We start from the raw sequence: 15956 nt of genomic DNA, 5'->3' as shown, positions 1-15956 counted from the left end.
CTACACAGTGGACGCGAGCATCTGTGGCCAAGTTTTTAAGGGCGCACGGTGGATGCCTTGGCACCAGGAACCGATGAAGGACGTGGGAGGCCACGATAGTCCCCGGGGAGCCGTCAACCAGGCTTTGATCCGGGGGTTTCCGAATGGGGAAACCCGGCAGTCGTCATGGGCTGTCACCCATGCCTGAACACATAGGGCATGTGGAGGGAACGAGGGGAAGTGAAACATCTCAGTACCCTCAGGAAGAGAAAACAACCGTGATTCCGGGAGTAGTGGCGAGCGAAACCGGATGAGGCCAAACCGTATGCGTGTGATACCCGGCAGGGGTTGCGCATGCGGGGTTGTGGGATCTCTCTTTCACAGTCTGCCGGCTGTGAGGCGAGTCAGAAACCGTTGGTGTAGTCGAAGGACATGCGAAAGGTCCGGCGTAGAGGGTAAGACCCCCGTAGACGAAACATCAGCGGCTTGCTTGAGAGACACCCAAGTAGCACGGGGCCCGAGAAATCCCGTGTGAATCTGGCGGGACCACCCGCTAAGCCTAAATATTCCCTGGTGACCGATAGCGGATAGTACCGTGAGGGAATGGTGAAAAGTACCGCGGGAGCGGAGTGAAATAGTACCTGAAACCGTGTGCCTACAAGCCGTGGGAGCGTCGCGCATTGAGTTTACTCAATGCGTCGTGACTGCGTGCCTTTTGAAGAATGAGCCTGCGAGTTTGCGGTGTGTTGCGAGGTTAACCCGTGTGGGGAAGCCGTAGCGAAAGCGAGTCCGAACAGGGCGTTTCAGTAGCACGCTCAAGACCCGAAGCGGAGTGATCTAGCCATGGGCAGGTTGAAGCGGAGGTAAGACTTCGTGGAGGACCGAACCCACCAGGGTTGAAAACCTGGGGGATGACCTGTGGTTAGGGGTGAAAGGCCAATCAAACTCCGTGATAGCTGGTTCTCCCCGAAATGCATTTAGGTGCAGCGTCGTGTGTTTCTTGCCGGAGGTAGAGCACTGGATAGGCGATGGGCCCTACCGGGTTACTGACCTTAGCCAAACTCCGAATGCCGGTAAGTGAGAGCGCGGCAGTGAGACTGTGGGGGATAAGCTCCATGGTCGAGAGGGAAACAGCCCAGAGCATCGACTAAGGCCCCTAAGCGTACGCTAAGTGGGAAAGGATGTGGAGTCGCAGAGACAACCAGGAGGTTGGCTTAGAAGCAGCCACCCTTGAAAGAGTGCGTAATAGCTCACTGGTCAAGTGATTCCGCGCCGACAATGTAGCGGGGCTCAAGCGTACCGCCGAAGTCGTGTCATTGCAGCAATACTCCCAACGGAGGCTGTGATGGGTAGGGGAGCGTCGTGTGCCGGGTGAAGCAGCCGCGGAAGCGAGTTGTGGACGGTTCACGAGTGAGAATGCAGGCATGAGTAGCGATACACACGTGAGAAACGTGTGCGCCGATTGACTAAGGGTTCCTGGGTCAAGCTGATCTGCCCAGGGTAAGTCGGGACCTAAGGCGAGGCCGACAGGCGTAGTCGATGGACAACCGGTTGATATTCCGGTACCCGCTTTGAAACGCCCAATATCGAATCCATTAATGCTAAGGCCGTGAAGCCGCCCCGGAGCCTTCGGGCAAAGGGGAGTGGTGGAGCCGCTGACCCAAGGTGGTAGTAGGTAAGCGATGGGGTGACGCAGGAAGGTAGTCCAGCCCGGGCGGTGGTTGTCCCGGGGTAAGGGTGTAGGGCGCTGTCTAGGCAAATCCGGACAGCACATAGCCTGAGACCTGATGCCGAGCCGATTGTGGTGAAGTGGATGATCCTATGCTGTCGAGAAAAGCCTCTAGCGAGTTTCATGGCGGCCCGTACCCTAAACCGACTCAGGTGGTCAGGTAGAGAATACCGAGGCGTTCGGGTGAACTATGGTTAAGGAACTCGGCAAAATGCCCCCGTAACTTCGGGAGAAGGGGGGCCACGCCTGGTGATCGGATTTACTCCGTGAGCTGGGGGTGGCCGCAGAGACCAGCGAGAAGCGACTGTTTACTAAAAACACAGGTCCGTGCGAAGCCGTAAGGCGATGTATACGGACTGACGCCTGCCCGGTGCTGGAACGTTAAGGGGACCGGTTAGCTCACTTTCGGGTGGGCGAAGCTGAGAACTTAAGCGCCAGTAAACGGCGGTGGTAACTATAACCATCCTAAGGTAGCGAAATTCCTTGTCGGGTAAGTTCCGACCTGCACGAATGGCGTAACGACTTCTCGACTGTCTCAACCATAGGCCCGGTGAAATTGCACTACGAGTAAAGATGCTCGTTTCGCGCAGCAGGACGGAAAGACCCCGGGACCTTTACTACAGTTTGATATTGGTGTTCGGTTCGGCTTGTGTAGGATAGGTGGGAGACTTTGAAGCCGTGACGCCAGTCATGGTGGAGTCGCCGTTGAAATACCACTCTGGTCGTGCTGGATGTCTAACCTGGGTCCGTGATCCGGATCAGGGACAGTGTCTGATGGGTAGTTTAACTGGGGCGGTTGCCTCCCAAAGGGTAACGGAGGCGCCCAAAGGTTCCCTCAGCCTGGTTGGCAATCAGGTGTTGAGTGTAAGTGCACAAGGGAGCTTGACTGTGAGACCGACGGGTCGAGCAGGGACGAAAGTCGGGACTAGTGATCCGGCGGTGGCTTGTGGAAGCGCCGTCGCTCAACGGATAAAAGGTACCCCGGGGATAACAGGCTGATCTTCCCCAAGAGTCCATATCGACGGGATGGTTTGGCACCTCGATGTCGGCTCGTCGCATCCTGGGGCTGGAGTCGGTCCCAAGGGTTGGGCTGTTCGCCCATTAAAGCGGTACGCGAGCTGGGTTTAGAACGTCGTGAGACAGTTCGGTCCCTATCCGCTGTGCGCGTAGGAATATTGAGAAGGGCTGTCCCTAGTACGAGAGGACCGGGACGGACGAACCTCTGGTGTGCCAGTTGTCCTGCCAAGGGCATGGCTGGTTGGCTACGTTCGGGAGGGATAACCGCTGAAAGCATCTAAGCGGGAAGCCTGCTTCGAGATGAGTATTCCCACCTCCTTGAGAGGGTAAGGCTCCCAGTAGACGACTGGGTTGATAGGCCGGATGTGGAAGCCCAGTAATGGGTGGAGCTGACCGGTACTAATAGGCCGAGGGCTTGTCCTCAGTTGCTCGCGTCCACTGTGTTAGTTCTGAAGTAACGAACACGCCCCCCTTTTGGTCAGGGGCGCGGCGGTTCAACTTCATAGTGTTTCGGTGGTCATAGCGTTAGGGAAACGCCCGGTTACATTCCGAACCCGGAAGCTAAGCCTTTCAGCGCCGATGGTACTGCAGGGGGGACCCTGTGGGAGAGTAGGACACCGCCGAACAACCCGCCCTTTTAGCTCAGTCGGCAGAGCGTCTCCATGGTAAGGAGAAGGTCAACGGTTCGATTCCGTTAAAGGGCTCAGAGAAAAGGCCTCCGCCTGATGGCGGGGGCCTTTTTTGTTTCACCGACAGCCGGCAGAAGAAGCCGGCCCCCGAAAGGGCCGGCGTTCTCACTACTGGTGGTGCGGCTCCGGGATGCGCAGGGCCAGGATGGCCATGTCGTCGGAGGCGGGCTCCTGGGCGAAGCGTTCGACCGCGCGCAGGACACGGGCGGCGACCGCGCCGGCCGTCAGGCCCGTACACGTCCTGAGAACCTCGGTGAGCCCGTCGTCGCCCAGCATGCGCGTGCCCTCGCGGCGCTCCGTCACACCGTCCGTGACGCACAGCAGCACGTCGCCCGGGTCCAGGGTGACCGTCTGCTCGTAGAGCTCCAGGTCGTCCATGACGCCGAGGAGGGGCTGCGGGTCGGCGGCCGGGCGGACCGTGCCGTCCTGGCTGAGGCGCAGCGGCAGCGGATGACCCGCGCACACCACCTTCAGGACGGCGGAGCCGTCCTCCTGGGGACGCATCTCGCCGTACAGCAGCGTCAGGAAGCGGCTGCGGGCGCCCTCGTCGAGGATCGCCGCGTTCAGCCGCTCCAGGACCGCCGGACCGCCGAAGCCCTCACGGGCGAGGAGCCGCAGGGCGTGGCGGGCCAGGCCCGTCACGGCGGCGGCCTCCGGGCCCGTACCGCAGACGTCGCCGATGGCGAAGCCGTAGGAGCCGTCCCGGATGGGGAACAGGTCGTAGAAGTCGCCGCCGACCTCGTTGCCCTCGCCGGCCGCGCGGTAGATGACGTCGACCTCGACCCCGGGGATGTCCGGCAGGCCGGGCGGCAGCAGGCTGCGCTGGAGCGAGCGGCTGATCGCCGTGCGCTCCGAGTACAGGCGGGCGTTGTCCAGGGCCAGGGCGGCCCGGCGCGAGAGGTCCTCGGCGAGCTCCAGGATCTCCTGGCGGAAATGGTCGTCGGTGGGCTTGCCCAGGGTCAGCATGCCGATCACGCGGTTGCGGGCGACGAGCGGCAGCACCACGGTCTCGCCGCCGACGGCCGCCGCGGTCGCCAGCGTCGGGCCGATGCCCGAGGAGACCGGCCCGGCGGCGCCGTCGAGCTCGCGCATCGAGGCACCGAGCGCGGCGCGGTGGGCGGCCTCGCCGGGCGCCGTCCACACACGGGCGCCGGGCGTCGGCACCGGGTCCGGCGGAGCGATCGAGGAGAGCAGGTCCTTCAGCCCGTCGATGAGGTCCTCGTCCTCGTGGAGGACATAGGAGAGGTACGGGTCGGAGGACTGGTCGGCGATCGTGTAGACCGCGCACCAGGTCGCCAGGGTGGGGACCGTCATCTGGGCCATGAGGGCCAGGGTCTGGTCGCGGTCGAGGGTTCCGGCCAGCAGGTCGGACGCCTCGACGAGGAAGCTGAGGGAGCCGCGGCGGAGCCGTTCGAGCTCGCCGAGGCGGGCCGACTCGACGGCCAGGGCGATGCGGTCGGCGGCGAACTGGAGGCGCAGGGCCTCCTCGTTGGAATAGCGGTTGGGGGTCTCGGCGGCCACCCCGAGGGAGCCGGTGAGCCGGCCCTCGACCTTGAGCGGGACCGTGACGACCGAGCGCATGCCCGTGCCTTCGAGGAGGGGCACGGCGCCGGGCACGGCGGCCAGGTCCTCGTGGACGGCGGGCATGCGGGCCGAGCCGTAACGGCTGGCGCCGGTCTCGACGGGGACCCGGGCGAAACGCTGACGGGCGGAGGGCAGGCCCGTGGTGGCGCGTACCTCCAGCTCCGTCTCGTCGTCCGTGGCCAGCAGCAGGAAGGCGGAGTCCCCGTCGAGCATGTCACGGGCGCGTTCCACGGTGCGCTGGAGGAGGCCGTCGAGGTCGTCGGGGGCCGGGGAGCCGATGAAGACCTCGAAGGGGTCCGCGGTGGTACGGCTCTCGGGGCCGCCGGACTCCGAGGCGCTGGGGCGCTGCGGGGTCTGGAGGACGGCGCGCTCGTGCTCCCGTACCAGGAGGCAGACCGTGGAGGGCTCGCCCTGGGCGTCGCGGACGCGCAGATGCGAGGCGTAGACGGGGATGACGCGGCCGTCGGCGCAGCGGATGCCGTAGCTGCCCTCCCAGCGGGAGAGGCGGAGGGCCTCGGCCAGGCCGGTGCCGATGCCGGGAGTGTGGGGCCAGGCGGCGAAGTCGCCGAGAGGCTTGCCGGTGACCTGCTCGGAGCCGTATCCGAAGAGGTCTTCGGCGTCCTCGTTCCAGGCGGAGATGGCGCCGGTGCCGTCGATCTGGACGACGGCGACGCGGACGCGGCTGTCGGCGAGGGGCAGCAGCGGGTCGGGCAGGACGGGGCCGGCGGAGCGGGTGCCGACGGGCCGCTCGGGGAGGTCGAGGTGGAACCAGACGTGTTTGCGGGTGGGGCTGTAGTCGACGCCCCAGCGGGTGGCGAGGGCGGCGCAGAGCAGAAGGCCCCGGCCGTTCTCGCGGTCGGGGCTGCCCATGGTGCGTCCGTGCTGGAGGGGGATCTCGCGCTCGGGGTAGCGGTCGGCGACCTCGATGCGGATGCCGTCGTCGCCGCGCAGGCACAGGACGTCGGCCGCCGTGCCGGCGTGGATGACGGCGTTGGTGACGAGTTCGCTGGTGAGGACGACGGCGTCGTCGACGATCTCGGAGTGTCCCCAGCCCTGGAGGGTGTCCCGGACGAAGGCGCGGGCGGTCGCGACGGACCGCCCGACGGGTTCGAAGGTGGCAGCCGCCCGCGCGGTGATCACTGAACTCCTCGTACGCGTTTCGACGCCCGGCTCTGCCATGATCGGTGTGCCCCTCCCCGCTGTCCGTGCTCTCTTCGCGCCGTGCCGCCCCCGCCGGGCGGCCCGGGGCGGTTGGACAGCCGCATGCCAGGTTACTTACCTTCGCTGTCCCAGCGGATGCCGGTCTCCGCTGTTTCGGTCCCTCGGACGTGGGGACGTTGTGCGAAGCTGCCGAACTGTTATCGCCTGGTTCGGACACGGTGAAACACTGGGCAGGCTGGTAGCGAAAGACCGATCGGTACGGTCGACCCCTTCGGGAGGGACACGGTGGAGTCTGGCACGACGACGCGACGCGGTGGCGGTTCGCGGGCGAAGGGCGGCGGCCGGTCCAGGGGCGGGGGCACGGTGCAGGTGGACGCGGCGGCGCTGCACCGGTTGCTGGCCGCCCTGGTCTCGATGCGGGACGGCAATTTCCGCAAGCGGCTGACGGTGTCGGGCGACGGGGTGATGGCGGAGATCGCGGCCGTCTTCAACGAGGTCGCGGACCGGCAGACGCATCTGACGGGGGAGCTGTCCCGGGTGCGCCGGGTGGTGGGGCGTGAGGGCAAGCTGTCCGAGCGCCTGGAGACCGGTGCGGCCGAGGGGGCCTGGGCGGCGGCCATCGACGCGGCGAACGCGCTGGTCGACGAGCTGGCGCGGCCGGTGTCCGAGGTGGGCCGGGTGCTGTCGGCGGTGGCCGAAGGCGATCTGGGGCAGCGGATGGAGCTGCGCTCGGAGGGGACGGACGGGACGACGCGGCCGTTGCGCGGTGAGTTCCTGAAGGTCGCGCGGACCGTGAACAACCTGGTCGACCAGCTGTCGGTGTTCGCGGACGAGGTGACCCGGGTCGCCCTGGAGGTGGGCACCGAGGGCATTCTCGGCGGCCAGGCGCAGGTGCGCGGGATGTCCGGTTCGTGGAAGGACCTCACGGACTCGGTGAACACCATGGCGAACCGGCTGACGGCGCAGGTGCGGGACATCGCGCTGGTCACGACGGCGGTGGCCAACGGTGATCTGTCGCAGAAGGTCACGGCGAACGTGGCCGGCGAGATGCTGGAGCTGAAGAACACCGTCAACCGGATGGTGGACCAGCTGTCCTCGTTCTCCTCCGAGGTGACCCGGGTGGCCCGTGAGGTGGGCACGGAGGGCGAGCTGGGCGGTCAGGCCGAGGTGGCCGGGGTCGCCGGCGTGTGGAAGGACCTCACCGATTCCGTCAACACGATGGCGGGGAATCTCACCAATCAGGTGAGGGGCATCGCGGAGGTCACCACCGCGGTGGCCAACGGTGACCTGTCGCAGAAGGTGCGGGTGTCGGCGCGCGGTGAGATCGCGCAGCTCGCGGACACCATCAACCAGATGACGGAGACGCTGCGGACCTTCGCCGACGAGGTGACCCGGGTCTCCGGCGAGGTCGGTGCGCAGGGTCTGCTGGGCGGTCAGGCGCAGGTGCCGGGCGCGGCGGGTACGTGGAAGGACCTCACGGACTCGGTCAACACCGTCTTCCGGAACATCACCACGCAGGTGCGGGACATCGCGCAGGTGACGACGGCGGTGGCCAACGGTGATCTGTCGCAGAAGGTCACGGTGGACGTGGCCGGCGAGATGCTGGAGCTGAAGAACACCGTCAACACGATGGTCGACCAGCTCTCGGCGTTCGGTTCCGAGGTGACCCGGGTGGCGCGGGAGGTCGGCGTCGAGGGTCTGCTGGGCGGCCAGGCCGAGGTGCCGGGTGCGGCGGGCACGTGGAAGGACCTCACCGATTCGGTGAACACGGCGTTCCGCAACCTGACGGGTCAGGTGCGGGACATCGCGCAGGTGACGACGGCGGTCGCGAACGGTGATCTGTCGCAGAAGGTCACGGTGGACGTGGCCGGCGAGATGCTGGAGCTGAAGAACACCGTCAACACGATGGTGTCGCAGCTGTCGTCGTTCGCGGACCAGGTGACGCGGATGGCCCGGGACGTGGGCACCGAGGGCCGGCTCGGCGGTCAGGCCCGGGTGGACGGCGTGTCCGGCCGGTGGCGGGAGCTCACCGACTCGGTGAACTTCATGGCCGGCAACCTGACCTCGCAGGTGCGGCAGATCGCGCAGGTGACGACGGCCGTGGCGCGCGGTGACCTGTCGCAGAAGATCGACGTGGACGCGCGCGGCGAGATCCTGGAGCTGAAGAACACCATCAACACGATGGTCGACCAGCTGTCCGCGTTCGCGGACCAGGTGACGCGGGTGGCCCGTGAGGTGGGCACGGACGGGCGGCTCGGCGGTCAGGCGCAGGTGCCGGGCGTGGCCGGGGTGTGGCGCGATCTGACCGACTCGGTGAACGGCATGGCCGGGAACCTGACGGCGCAGGTGCGCAACATCGCGCAGGTCGCGACCGCGGTGGCGCGCGGTGACCTGTCGCAGAAGATCGACGTGGACGCGCGCGGCGAGATCCTGGAGCTGAAGAACACCCTCAACACGATGGTGGACCAGCTCTCCAGCTTCGCCGACCAGGTGACGCGGGTGGCCCGTGAGGTGGGCACCGAGGGCATCCTGGGCGGTCAGGCCGAGGTGCAGGGGGTCTCCGGCACCTGGAAGGACCTGACCCAGTCCGTGAACTCGATGGCGAACAACCTGACCTTCCAGGTCCGCAACATCGCCGAGGTCACCACGGCGGTGGCGCGCGGCGACCTGTCGAAGAAGATCACCGTCGACGCCAAGGGCGAGATCCTGGAGCTGGTGACGACCGTCAACACGATGGTCGACCAGCTGTCGAACTTCGCCGACGAGGTGACGCGGGTGGCCCGTGAGGTGGGCACCGAGGGCATCCTCGGCGGTCAGGCCCGGGTGCGCGGGGTGACCGGCATCTGGAAGGACCTGAGCGACAACGTCAACCTGATGGCCAACAACCTGACCTCGCAGGTGCGGAACATCTCCCGGGTCTCGGCGGCGGTCGCCAACGGCGACCTGACGAAGAAGGTCACCGTCGAGGCGCGCGGCGAGGTCGCCGAGCTCGCCGACACCGTCAACACGATGGTGACGACGCTGTCGTCGTTCGCCGACGAGGTGACGCGGGTGGCCCGTGAGGTGGGCACCGACGGCATCCTCGGCGGTCAGGCGCGGGTGCCGGGCGTCTCGGGCACCTGGAAGGACCTCACCGACTCGGTGAACGGCATGGCCGACAACCTGACCGGTCAGGTGCGGCAGATCGCGGCCGTCACCACGGCCATCGCCAAGGGCGATCTCACCAAGAAGATCGACATCGATGCGCGGGGCGAGATCCAGGAGCTGAAGAGCACCATCAACACGATGGTCGACCAGCTGTCGAACTTCGCCGAGGAGGTCACGCGCGTGGCCCGCGAGGTGGGCACGGACGGGCAGCTCGGCGGTCAGGCGCGGGTGCGGGACGTGGACGGCACCTGGCGGGACCTGACGGAGTCCGTGAACGAGATGGCCGGGAACCTGACCCGGCAGGTGCGGGCGATCGCGGCCGTCGCCACGGCGGTGACCCGCGGCGACCTCAACCTGAAGATCGACGGTGTCGACGCGGCGGGCGAGATCCAGGCCCTCCAGGAGAACATCAACACCATGATCGCCAACCTGCGGGACACCACCCTCGCCAACGAGGAGCAGGACTGGCTGAAGGGCAACCTGGCGCGCATCTCGGGTCTGATGCAGGGCCGGCGGGACCTCGACGACGTGGCCTCCCTCATCATGAGCGAGCTCACGCCGGTGGTCTCCGCGCAGCACGGCGCCTTCTTCGTGGCGATGCCGACCGGTTCCGCCAACGCCGACGGCGAACCGCTGGGCGAGGGAGAGGGCTCGTACGAGCTGCGGATGCGCGGCAGTTACGGCTACTCCGCCGGTTCCATGCCGACCTCGTTCCGGCCGGGCGAGACGCTCATCGGGACGGCCGCGGAGGAGAAGCGGACCATCCAGGTCAACGTGCCGCCGGGCTATCTGAAGATCTCCTCCGGGCTCGGCGAGGCGGCGCCAGCTCATGTGATCGTGCTGCCGGTGCTGTTCGAGGGCCGGGTCCTCGGGGTGATCGAGCTGGCCTCGTTCCAGCCGTTCACGCAGATCCAGCGGGACTTCCTCAACCAGATCGCCGAGCTGATCGCGACCACGGTCAACACCATCAGCGTCAACACCCGTACCGAGGTGCTGCTCCAGCAGTCGCAGGAGCTGACCGAGCAGTTGCGGGAGCGGTCGGCGGAACTGGAGCACCGGCAGAAGGAGCTGCAGAACTCCAACGCCGAGCTGGAGGAGAAGGCGGAGCTGCTGGCCCGTCAGAACCGGGACATCGAGGTGAAGAACACCGAGATCGAGGAGGCCCGGCAGGTCCTGGAGGAGCGTGCCGAGCAGCTCGCCGTCTCCATGCGCTACAAGTCGGAGTTCCTGGCCAACATGTCGCACGAGCTGCGCACGCCGCTCAACTCGCTGCTGATCCTGGCCAAGTTGCTCGCCGACAACGCGGACGCCAATCTGACGCCCAAGCAGGTCGAGTTCGCCGAGACCATCCACGGGGCCGGCTCCGACCTGCTCCAGCTGATCAACGACATCCTGGACCTGTCGAAGGTCGAGGCGGGCAAGATGGACGTCTCGCCGACGCGGATCGCGCTGGTGCAGCTCGTCGACTACGTGGAGGCCACCTTCCGGCCGCTGACCGCGGAGAAGGGACTGGACTTCTCGGTGCGGGTCTCGCCGGAGCTGCCGGCCACCCTGCACACCGACGAGCAGCGGCTGCTCCAGGTGCTGCGCAACCTGCTGTCGAACGCGGTGAAGTTCACCGACACCGGCGCGGTGGAGCTGGTGATCCGGCCCGCGGGCGCGGACGTGCCGCAGTCGATCCGGGAGCAGCTCCTGGAGGCCGGGACGCTGCGCGACCCGGAGGCCGAGATGATCGCGTTCTCGGTCACCGACACCGGCATCGGCATCGCGGCCGGCAAGATGCGGGTGATCTTCGAGGCGTTCAAGCAGGCCGACGGCACCACCAGCCGCAAGTACGGCGGTACGGGGCTGGGTCTGTCGATCAGCCGGGAGATCGCCCGGCTGCTGGGCGGCGAGATCTACGCGGCGAGCGAGCCGGGCCGCGGCTCGACGTTCACCCTGTACCTGCCGCTGAACCCCCAGGAGCCCGCGCAGTCGGGGCAGGGTTCCGAGCAGCCGGACGCGGAGGACCGCCTCGCCCTGGAGGAGCAGACCGCGGAGGGCCTGGTGCACTTCGCGCCGGCACCGGCGCGCACGGAGGCCAGGTCCGGGGCCGGCGCGCTGTTCCGGCACCGCCGCAAGGCGGTGGAGCAGCGGGCGCAGCTGCCGGGGCAGCCGGGCAAGGAGGAACAGGCCGCCGGGGAGGAGCGGGCGGAGCCCGAGCCGCGTCCGACGTTCTCGTTCGCGGGCGAGAAGGTGCTGATCGTCGACGACGACATCCGCAACGTGTTCGCGCTCACCAGCGTCCTGGAGCAGCACGGCCTGGCGGTGCTGTACGCGGAGAACGGCCGCGAGGGCATCGAGGTCCTGGAGCAGCACGACGACGTGTCGGTGGTGCTGATGGACATCATGATGCCGGAGATGGACGGGTACGCGACGACCACCGCGATCCGGCGGATGCCGCAGTTCGCGGGCCTGCCGATCATCGCGCTGACCGCGAAGGCGATGAAGGGCGACCGGGAGAAGGCGATCGAGTCGGGGGCCTCCGACTACGTCACCAAGCCGGTCGACCCCGACCATCTGCTGACGGTGATGGAGCAGTGGATGCGGGGGGAGGGCCGCTGACGAGGTGGGGCGCCGTCCGGCGGGCCGCCGCCACCGGGTGTGAGAGCCCGCCGGACGGGGAACCTTCTGGTCTCCCGCCGCGTTCGACGGAGGGGCACGCAAGTGCGTGCTCTGTGACAATGCGGTGACAGGGTGTGGCGACGGGCGGGGTGCGGCTACGATGACCGGCACAAGGACGGACGGCGCATGGGAGTCGTCTTCTGGGGCGGCGCCCGGTGCTTCCCCCGGCTCGCAGAGCCTGAGGGAGCCAGTGCCGGGGCGAGGAGGACGGGGCATGGTGCAGAAGGCCAAGATCCTCCTGGTCGATGACCGGCCGGAGAATCTGCTGGCGCTGGAGGCCATTCTCTCCGCGCTCGATCAGACGCTGGTGCGGGCATCGTCCGGGGAGGAAGCGCTCAAGGCGCTGCTGACGGACGACTTCGCGGTCATCCTGCTGGACGTCCAGATGCCGGGCATGGACGGGTTCGAGACGGCCGCGCACATCAAGCGGCGCGAGCGGACCCGGGACATCCCGATCATTTTCCTCACGGCCATCAACCACGGCCCCCCACCACACCTTCCGGGGGTACGCGGCGGGCGCGGTCGACTACATCTCCAAGCCCTTCGACCCGTGGGTGCTGCGGGCCAAGGTCTCGGTCTTCGTCGACCTGTACATGAAGAACTGCCAGCTGCGCGAGCAGGCCGCGCTGCTGCGCCTCCAGCTGGAGGGCGGGGCCAACGGCGGCCAGGGCAGCCAGTCGGCCGGGCTGCTCGCCGAGCTGTCGGCGCGGCTCGCCGCGGTCGAGGAGCAGGCCGAGGCCCTGTCCAAGCAGCTCGACGACGACTCCGCCGACGCGGCCGCCGTCGCCACCGCGGCCCACCTGGAGCGCAAGCTCACCGGTCTGCGCCGGGCCCTGGACGCCCTGGAGCCGGGCACGGGCGCCGCGCCCACGTCCCTGCCCACGCAGAACTGACACCGGCTGACGCACGGTCACCCGGCCGGTGCCCGCCGTGAGCGGGCGTCAGTTTCGCGCTCCCGTACGGGCGACACGAACGGGTGAGCTGTATCCCCGGCGGCGTACACCGGTAACCTCGGCATCATGGCCTCACGTACGTCCGGCAAGGGTTCCCAGGGCACGGCGGGCACCGCGAAGCCGCGCGCCGGCCGTACGACCGGCACCGCGAAGAAGGCGGCGGCCGCGAAGTCGCCCGCCAAGCCTCCCGCGAGGAAGGCGCCGGCGAAGAAGGCCGCGCCCGCCAAGCGCGCGCCCGCGAGGAAGGCGGCGGCGAAGAAGGCCGCGCCCCGTCCGGCCCCGTCCCCGACCGGCGGCGTCTACCGGCTCGTGCGCGGGCTCTGGCTCGGGCTCGCCCACGCGGTCGGTGCGATGTTCCGGGGGATAGGGCGCGGCGCCAAGGGCCTCGACCCGGCCCACCGCAAGGACGGACTCGCGCTGCTGCTGCTCGGCGTCGCCTTGATCGTCGCCGCCGGCACCTGGTCGAACCTGCGCGGTCCGGTCGGCGACCTGGTGGAGATGCTGGTCACCGGCGCCTTCGGCAGGCTCGACCTGCTGGTCCCGCTGCTGGTCGGCGCGATCGGCGTGCGGCTGATCCTGTATCCGGAGAGGCCCGAGGCCAACGGGCGGATCGTGATCGGCCTGTCCGCGCTGGTCATCGGCGTTCTCGGGCAGGTCCACATCGCGTGCGGGTCGCCCGGCCGGGGCGACGGCACCGAGGCCATGCAGGACGCGGGCGGGCTCATCGGCTGGGCCGCCTCGCAGCCGCTCGTCTTCATGATGGGCGAGGTCCTCGCGGTGCCGATGCTGGTGCTGCTGACGATCTTCGGTCTGCTGGTGGTCACCGCCACCCCCGTCAACGCCATCCCGCAGCGGCTGCGGGCCCTCGGCGCCCGGCTCGGCATCGTCGAGGCGGAGTACGACCCCGAGGAGGCCGCGGGCCACGACGCGTACGGCGACGACTGGCGGGACGACCAGCCGCGGCCCACCCGCCCGGTCCGCCGCCGTGCGTCCGCCGCCGGGCCGGACTACGACCCGGACACCGCGGAGGCCGCCGCCCTGGAGCGGCGCGGACGCCGGCGCCGCACCCCGCCGGCGTCCGCCTTCGACACCGGGGGCCTGGACCCCGTCGACGTGGCCGCCGCCGCGGCCGCCGCCCTCGACGGTGCCGTCCTCAACGGCATGCCGCCGTCCCCCGTGGTCGCCGACCTGACCCGGGACGTCACCGCGGAGCGGTCCGCCGCCGTGACCGCGGCCGGCGCCGACGCGGCACCCGACACCGTGCCCGTACGACCGGGCGCCCCCGTGCCCGGCGCGCGGGGCGGCGGGGAACGGCAGACCGGCGGGCCCGCCGGGGGAGTGCCCGACCTGACGAAGCCGGCGCCCGAGCCGACCGAGATGCCGTCGCGGGCCGAGCAGCTCCAGCTCTCCGGCGACATCACGTACTCGCTGCCCTCGATGGACCTCCTGGAGCGCGGCGGGCCCGGCAAGACCCGCAGCGCCGCCAACGACGCGATCGTCGAGTCGCTCACCAACGTCTTCGCCGAGTTCAAGGTCGACGCGGCCGTCACCGGCTTCACCCGCGGCCCGACAGTCACCCGCTACGAGGTGGAGCTCGGCCCGGCCGTCAAGGTCGAGAAGATCACCGCGCTCACCAAGAACATCGCGTACGCGGTGGCCAGCCCCGACGTGCGGATCATCTCGCCGATCCCGGGGAAGTCCGCGGTCGGCATCGAGATCCCGAACACCGACCGCGAGATGGTCAACCTCGGCGACGTGCTGCGCCTCGCCGACGCGGCGGAGGACGACCACCCGATGCTGGTCGCGCTCGGCAAGGACGTCGAGGGCGGCTATGTGATGGCCAACCTGGCGAAGATGCCGCACATCCTCGTCGCCGGCGCCACCGGATCCGGCAAGTCCTCCTGCATCAACTGCCTGATCACCTCGGTGATGATAAGAGCGACCCCGGAGGACGTCCGGATGGTCCTCGTCGACCCCAAGCGGGTCGAGCTCACCGCGTACGAGGGCATCCCGCACCTGATCACCCCGATCATCACCAACCCCAAGCGGGCCGCCGAGGCGCTGCAGTGGGTCGTGCGCGAGATGGACCTGCGCTACGACGACCTGGCCGCGTTCGGGTTCCGGCACATCGACGACTTCAACCAGGCGATCCGGGACGGCAAGGTCAAGCCGCCGCCGGGCAGCGAGCGCGAGCTCCAGCCCTACCCGTACCTGCTGGTGATCGTCGACGAGCTCGCCGACCTGATGATGGTCGCGCCCAGGGACGTCGAGGACGCCATCGTCCGCATCACCCAGTTGGCCCGCGCGGCCGGCATCCACCTGGTGCTGGCCACCCAGCGGCCTTCGGTCGACGTCGTCACCGGCCTGATCAAGGCCAACGTGCCCTCCCGGCTCGCCTTCGCCACCTCCTCGCTCGCCGACAGCCGCGTCATCCTCGACCAGCCCGGCGCCGAGAAGCTGATCGGCAAGGGCGACGGCCTCTTCCTGCCGATGGGCGCCAACAAGCCCATCCGTATGCAGGGCGCCTTCGTGACCGAGCACGAGGTCGCCGCCGTCGTCCAGCACTGCAAGGACCAGATGGCGCCCGTCTTCCGGGACGACGTCACCGTCGGCACCAAGCAGAAGAAGGAGATCGACGAGGAGATCGGCGACGACCTCGACCTGCTGTGCCAGGCCGCCGAGCTGGTCGTCTCCACCCAGTTCGGCTCCACCTCGATGCTCCAGCGCAAGCTGCGCGTCGGCTTCGCGAAGGCCGGCCGGCTGATGGACCTGATGGAGTCCCGCAACATCGTCGGACCGAGCGAGGGTTCGAAGGCCCGCGACGTGCTGGTCAAGCCGGACGAACTGGACTCGGTGCTCGCCGTGATCCGGGGGGAGGACGGGGCCTGAGGGGCCCCCGGGGCGGCGCTGCCGTAACGAGACCTGGCCGAGACTCACTCGTAAGGGAACGGGGGCAACCGTTTCCCCTGGGCGTACGTCAAGTTGGAGGGAGGGAAAGCACCATGTCCAGCCTCATGGCGTACAAACGACGCC

At 68.2% G+C, this 15956-nt stretch carries 3 protein-coding genes, 1 tRNA gene, 2 rRNA genes and 1 pseudogene; 6 read left to right on the top strand and 1 reads right to left on the bottom strand.

From position 1 onward, the window contains the following. The first annotated feature begins 25 nt into the window (after positions 1-25). The 3 genes from ABD954_RS08475 to ABD954_RS08465 all read left to right on the top strand — a co-directional run bounded on the left by ABD954_RS08475 (position 26) and on the right by ABD954_RS08465 (position 3429). Positions 26-3148 (top strand): 23S ribosomal RNA (locus tag ABD954_RS08475). Between the two features lie 86 nt (positions 3149-3234). Further along, positions 3235-3351 (top strand): 5S ribosomal RNA (gene rrf, locus ABD954_RS08470). 5 nt (positions 3352-3356) lie between these two features. Then, positions 3357-3429: transfer RNA gene (locus ABD954_RS08465), tRNA-Thr, on the top strand. 93 nt (positions 3430-3522) lie between these two features. Here ABD954_RS08465 and ABD954_RS08460 read toward each other — a convergent pair. Further along, positions 3523-6177 carry a SpoIIE family protein phosphatase gene (locus ABD954_RS08460; protein ID WP_345485199.1) on the bottom strand — a complete coding sequence of 885 codons (2655 nt, stop codon included), beginning with the start codon at positions 6175-6177 and terminating at the stop codon, positions 3523-3525. Between the two features lie 267 nt (positions 6178-6444). On the opposite strand from ABD954_RS08460, the gene ABD954_RS08455 reads away from it, so the two are divergent. The 3 genes and pseudogenes from ABD954_RS08455 (at position 6445) to ABD954_RS08445 (ending at position 15812) form a co-directional block, all read left to right on the top strand. Beyond that, on the top strand, positions 6445-11910 hold the full coding sequence (locus ABD954_RS08455) for a HAMP domain-containing protein (RefSeq protein ID WP_345485198.1): 5466 nt from the start codon (positions 6445-6447) through the stop codon (positions 11908-11910). 274 nt (positions 11911-12184) lie between these two features. Continuing rightward, a pseudogene (locus tag ABD954_RS08450) lies at positions 12185-12863 on the top strand (response regulator). Between the two features lie 126 nt (positions 12864-12989). Continuing rightward, positions 12990-15812 carry a DNA translocase FtsK gene (locus ABD954_RS08445; RefSeq protein ID WP_345485197.1) on the top strand — a complete coding sequence of 941 codons (2823 nt, stop codon included), beginning with the start codon at positions 12990-12992 and terminating at the stop codon, positions 15810-15812. Positions 15813-15956 lie beyond the last annotated feature (144 nt).

This window comes from Streptomyces roseoviridis (assembly GCF_039535235.1).
Taxonomy (GTDB): Bacteria; Actinomycetota; Actinomycetes; order Streptomycetales; family Streptomycetaceae; genus Streptomyces; species Streptomyces roseoviridis.
Note: the sequence above shows the minus strand (reverse complement) of the source record. Positions and strands in the feature narration are given on the sequence as shown.